Origin of the sequence: Streptomyces otsuchiensis (assembly GCF_004305975.1) — a bacterium.
Classification (GTDB): Bacteria; Actinomycetota; Actinomycetes; order Streptomycetales; family Streptomycetaceae; genus Streptomyces; species Streptomyces otsuchiensis.
Window position 1 is genome coordinate 1 of sequence record NZ_BHZI01000402.1, and the last position, 4,019, is coordinate 4,019.

At 74.0% G+C, this 4,019-nt stretch carries 1 protein-coding gene; it reads left to right on the top strand.

Going from position 1 to position 4,019, the window contains the following annotated elements; genetic code table 11:
- A partial coding sequence (locus E0D90_RS24285) for an SDR family NAD(P)-dependent oxidoreductase (RefSeq protein WP_130800096.1) occupies positions 1-4,019 on the top strand: 4,019 nt, incomplete at both ends.

Sequence of the window (4,019 nt, forward strand, 5' to 3'; positions counted from 1 at the left end):
GAGCCGGGGGCGTTGGAGGAGTTGCTGGGGTTGTGTGAGGCGCGGGAGGTGCGGGCGCGTCGGATTCCGGTGGACTACGCCTCGCACTCGGCGCAGGTGGAGGAGTTGCGGGAGCGGATCCTGGCGGATCTGGCCGGTCTCACGCCGGTCTCCTCCACGGTGCCGCTGTATTCGACGCTCACCGGTGGCGTGATCGACACGGCGTCGATGGATGCCGGGTACTGGTTCGACAATCTGCGTTCCACGGTCCGTTTCGATGACGCCACGCGTGCGCTGCTGGCCGATGGCCGGTCGGTGTTCGTGGAGTGCAGTCCTCACCCGGTGCTGGCCATCGGCGTCCAGGAGACCGCCGAAGCCGCAGAGACGGACGCGGTCGTCGTCGGGTCGCTGCGTCGTGACGAGGGCGGTGCGGAACGGTTCCTGACCGCGCTGGCCGAGGCGTGGGTCGCCGGCGTCGAGGTCGACTGGACCTCCGTCATACCCGCCGGACACCGCGTGGAACTCCCCACCTACGCCTTCCAGCACGAGCGCTACTGGCCGCGACCGGTGGTCTCCGGCGATGTGTCCGCCGTGGGCCAGGTGAGCCTCGATCATGGAATTCTCGGCGCGGCTGTCGCCTTGTCGGGCGGCGGTGCGGTGCTGACGGGGCGGGTGTCGCCGTCGTCGCACTCCTGGCTCGCCGACCACGCGGTGTGGGGTCAGGTACTGGTACCCGGTACCGCGTTCGCTGAGATGGCGCTCCGCGCCGGTGATCAGGTCGGCAGCGGTCTGCTGCGTGAACTGGTGCTGCAGAAGCCGCTGGTGCTCTCCACCCGGTCCGGTGTCGCGCTCCAGGTCAGCGTCGGCGCGCCCGACGATTCCGGTGACCGCGCCGTCGAGGTGTTCTCGCGTCCCTCCGACGACGCCGCATGGGTGTGCCACGCGACCGGCCTGCTGGGTGAGTGGGCCGCGGACGTGCCCTCGGAGCCGGCGGCGTGGCCGCCGCCCGGCGCGCGGCCGGTCGATGTGGCCGGCTTCTACGACGGTATGGCGGACGCCGGCTACGGCTACGGTCCGGCGTTCCAGGGCCTGCGGGCCGTCTGGCGCGACGGGGAAACCGTCTTCGCCGAGGTGGAGTTGCCCGAGACGGTCGACGCCGCGGGGTTCGGCATCCATCCGGCGCTGCTGGACGCGGCCCTGCACGCCGTCGCGGTCACCGCCGGCGCCGACGCCGACGAGCACGCCGACGCCGACTCCGGCACCCGGCTCCCCTTCGCTTGGAACGGCGTAGCACTCCACGCCACCCAGGCGACCGTGCTCCGGGTCGCACTCACCACCACCTCCGACGGCCTGAAGGTGCGAGCCACCGACCCCACCGGTGCCCCCGTCGTCACCGTCGACACCCTCGTCCTGCGCGAGATCACCCCCGAGAACCTGCGTCAGGTCGGGGAGAGCCACGTCCGCGACGACCTCTTCGCCGTCGACTGGACCCTGCTGCCCGACTCCGGCAACGCCCGGCCCGACACCTCGCAGTGGCTACGCCTCGACCCCGCCGGGCCGGCCCCGGCCCCGGCCGAGGGCACTCCGCCGCCCCCCGTCGCGCTCCTCACCCTGCCCGAGCCCGCGGCCGACGCCGGCCCGTCGGCGGACGCCGTCCACCGCACCACCCAGGACGTGCTCCGCACCGTCCAGGACTGGCTCGCCGACGACCGGTACCTCGACACCCGTCTGGTGGTCGTCACCCGCGGGGCCGTCCCCGCCGTGCCCGGCCAGACGGTGACCGACCTCGCCGGAGCGGCGGTCTGGGGCCTGCTGCGCTCCGCGCAGTCCGAACACCCCGGCCGGATCGTCCTGCTGGACCGCGACCCTGCCGCCACCGACGACGACGTCTGGCTCAACGGGGCCGTCACCGAAGGTGAACCGCAGCTCGCGATACGCGACGGCGAGGCCCGTGCTCCCCGTCTCGCCCGCCCGCACGCCGACGACGGACTGACCCTCCCCGCAGGGGACGCCGCCTGGCGACTGGACGTCACCGACGAGGGAACCCTCGACAACCTGGCGATGCTCCCGGCGCCCGACGCGGACGCTCCGCTCTCCGCCGGCGAGGTACGGGTGGCCGTGCGCGCCGCCGGTGTCAACTTCCGCGACGTACTGCTCGCCCTCGGCATGTACCCCGACCAGGCGCAGATGGGCGCCGAGGCGGCCGGCATCGTGACCGAGGTCGGCCCGGGCGTCACCGAACTCGCGGTCGGCGACCGGGTGTTCGGCTTCTTCACCGGTGGCATCGCCTCCGGCGCGGTCACCGATCGCCGGCTGCTGGCCCCCGTGCCCACCGGCTGGTCCTTCGCCCAGGCGGCCGCCGTACCGGTCGTGTTCGCCACCGCCTACTACGGGCTGGTGGACGTGGCCGACGCCCGGCCCGGCGAGTCGGTGCTGGTGCACTCCGCCGCGGGCGGCGTGGGCATGGCAGCGGTCCAACTCGGCCGCCACCTCGGCCTGGAGGTGTTCGGCACCGCCAAGCCCAGCAAGTGGGACACCCTGCGCGCCGCCGGCCTGGACGACGCGCACATCGCCTCCTCCCGGGACCTGGCGTTCGAGGAGCGCTTCCGCGCCGCGAGCGGCGGCCGGGGCGTCGACGTGGTGCTGAACTCCCTCGCGGGCGAGTTCGTCGACGCGTCCCTGCGACTCCTGGGTTACGGCGGCCGGTTCGCCGACCTGAGCCGCACCGACCTCCGCGACTCCGCGCGGGTCGCGGCCGACCACCCCGGCGTGCGCTACCAGGCGTTCAACCCGGCCGAGGCCGGCCCCGACCGGGTACGGGAGATCCTCAGCGAGGTTCTCGACCTGTTCAACGCCGGCACGCTCGACCTGCTGCCGGTCACCGCGTGGGACGTACGGGACGCGGTGACGGCGTTCCGGCACATCAGCCAGGCACGGCACGTGGGCAAGAACGTGCTCACCGTGCCGACGCCGCTCGACCCCGACGGCACGGTCCTCATCACCGGCGGCACCGGCACGCTCGGCGGCCTGCTCGCCCGGCATCTGGTCACCGAACACGGCGTACGGAACGTCCTGCTGCTCAGCCGCAAGGGAGCGGAGGGCGCCGGCGCGGCCGAACTCCTCACCGAGCTGCGCGGCTTGGGCGCCCGGGCGAGTGTCGCCGCCTGTGACGCCGCCGACCGCACCGCGCTGGCCGACGTGCTGGCGGCGATACCGGACCGGCATCCGCTGACCGGGGTGATCCACGCGGCCGGCGTCCTCGACGACGGCGTCTTCGAGTCGATGACCCCCGAGCGGGTCGAGTCGGTGCTCCGCCCCAAGGTGGACGCCGCCGTCAACCTGCACGACCTGACGCTGGGCGCCGACCTCGCCCTGTTCGTGCTCTACTCCTCCGCCTCGGCCACCCTCGGCACCGGCGGCCAGGCCAACTACGCGGCCGCCAACAGCTTCCTGGACGCGCTCGCCTCCTACCGGCGCGCCCGTGGACTGCCCGCCCAGTCCCTCGGCTGGGGCCTGTGGCAGCAGGCCAGCACCATGACCGGCCACCTCCTCGACGACGCCGCCCCGACCGGAAGCCGCACCGGCTCCACCCTGGGCACCGAGCAGGGCCTGGCGCTGTTCGACGTCGCGGTCGCGACGCACACCCCGCACCTGCTGCCGATCCCCCTCGACCTCACCCGCGGCAGCGAGGTCCCCGCACTGCTGCGCGGCCTGATCCGCCCGGCAGGCCGGCGCGCGGCCGGCCGGGACGACGAGAGCCACAACACCCTCGCCACCCGGCTGCACGGACTCTCCGCCGCCGACCGCCGCGACCTCCTGCTGGAGCTCGTCCGGGGCAACGCCGCCACCGTGCTGGGCCACGCCCGGGCCGACGCCGTCGGTGCCCGCCACGCCTTCCGCGACCTCGGCTTCGACTCGCTCACCGCGGTCGAACTCCGTAACCGGCTCAACTCCGCGACCGGCCTCCGGCTCCCCGCCACCCTCGTCTTCGACCACCCGACCCCCACGGCGCTGGCCGAGTACCTCAGCACCCGCCTCGG